Origin of the sequence: Amycolatopsis keratiniphila subsp. keratiniphila (assembly GCF_001620365.2) — a bacterium.
GTDB lineage: Bacteria > Actinomycetota > Actinomycetes > Mycobacteriales > Pseudonocardiaceae > Amycolatopsis > Amycolatopsis keratiniphila.
In genome coordinates this window covers 1-1,705 of sequence record NZ_LQMT02000040.1, presented here as the reverse complement: position 1 = coordinate 1,705, position 1,705 = coordinate 1, and the positions used below count along the sequence as shown (strand labels likewise).

At 62.1% G+C, this 1,705-nt stretch carries 1 protein-coding gene and 1 pseudogene; both read left to right on the top strand.

What is annotated here, in order from left to right; all coding sequences use genetic code 11:
• Positions 1–198: pseudogene (locus tag AVR91_RS36970) on the top strand (RNA polymerase subunit sigma-70); the annotation flags it as partial.
• Positions 199–325: 127 nt separating this feature from the next.
• Complete coding sequence (locus AVR91_RS36965) at positions 326–1,678, top strand: deoxyguanosinetriphosphate triphosphohydrolase family protein (protein WP_076857528.1); 1,353 nt, start codon at positions 326–328, stop codon at positions 1,676–1,678.
• Positions 1,679–1,705 lie beyond the last annotated feature (27 nt).

Sequence of the window (1,705 nt, the reverse complement as noted above, 5' to 3'; positions counted from 1 at the left end):
GGCGCGGCGGCCGCTTCGGTGCGGGCGGCGGTCACCCAGCTCGCGCTGGTGAACGGCGGCATCGGTCTCGTGATGGCCGACGAAGGACGGCCTTCGGTGGTGCTCGCGTTCGAGTTCGTGGACGGGAAGATCAGCGAGATCGACGTCATCGCGGACCGGGAACGGGTGCGGGGGCTGGATCTGGTGATGGTGGACTGATCCGAGGTTGCGGTTCGGTCGCGAACGAATACCGATGGTTCGGTGTCTTCGCCGGATTGGTTAACGGTCTTCTGGTGGTGGCCGCCTTCTTTTCGAAGCTCTTTTGAGTCACGACGAGGAGGCGGCCATGTCGGAGGGGACAGTCGGAACCGATCGACGCCACAACGTGCGGGAGATGGATTCGTATCGGGACGAATATCAGCGAGATCGGGACCGGGTGCTGTACTCGTCCGCGTTCCGGCGGTTGGCCGGGGTGGCGCAGGTCGCCGCGGTCAACGAGCAACTCGTGTTGCACAACCGGCTGACCCACAGTTTGAAGGTCGCCCAGATGGGGCGAAGACTCGTCCAGCATCTTCGTCGTAGATCGAGGGGGGCGGGTTTTCCGGAGGGATCGGACCTGAACGAGGACGTCGTCGAGACGGCGGGTCTCGTGCACGACATCGGGCACCCGCCGTTCGGGCACATCGCCGAGGAGGTGCTCGATCAGCGCCTGGCCCAGATCTCCGGATTGGAAGGGTTCGAGGGCAATGCCCAATCCTTCCGTGTGGTGACGAAGCTCGCCCGGCGCAAGGAAGAGCACATGGGGCTCAACCTGACACAGGCGACGTTGAACGCGATCCTCAAGTATCCGCGTCTCAAGCCGCGGGATTCGGCCAAGCCCAGGACTTCGTGGACCGACCGCGGCTATGGCGAGAAATGGGGCGCGTATCAAACCGAATGGAAGGACTTCGAGTGGGTGAGGAATTCCTGTCGCGATGAGCTGCGGTCCGCGAACGCGGTCCTGATGGACTGGGCCGATGACATCAGCTACGCGACCCATGACCTCGAGGACTACTTCCGGGCCGGATTGATCCCCTTGCACAATCTCGCGACCGACAAGAAGCGAATCCTCAAGCACGGCCGCCGTCGACTGAAGGGGGATGTCGGTTTCAACGAACATCGCTTTCGTGAGCAGATCGACGTGATCGTCGACGAGTTCGGCGAACACCTCAAGTCGCAGTGCTGGGACACCCGTGAGAACCGGGTTCGGATGAACAAGATCACCAGCGACCATCTCACCGGATTCGTCGATGCGGTCCGGCTCCTCGATGAGCCTCCGTACGTGGAGGTCGACCAAGACAGCCAGTACCGGGTTGCCGCACTGAAGGAACTCACGTGGTTCTACGTGATCGACAGGCCTCCGTTGGCCATCCAGCAGGAAGGTCAGAAGAGGATCATCGGTTCGCTCTTCGATCGGTTGCTCATGTGCCTGGAGAAATCACCGAACAGTCCGAAGATCCCCATCCATCTTCGTGTGATCTACCGCGACATCAAGCGTGACGAGGAGGCGAACGGGACTTTCAAGGGCAACAAGGAGGCTCGGTGTGCCAGGGCTGTCACCGACTACATCTGTCTGCTCACCGAGGCGCAGGCCGTCGATCTCGGGAAGCGATTGGCGGGGCGGTCGCAGAGCTCGATGTTCGGAACCTGGTTCAACTGAGCGAGCGCATGCCGAGGGGCCCGTCGC

Coding starts and splice junctions, on each gene's coding strand:
- AVR91_RS36965 (WP_076857528.1), top strand. CDS start 326: ATGTCGGAGGGGACAGTCGGAACCGATCGACGCCACAACGTGCGGGAG.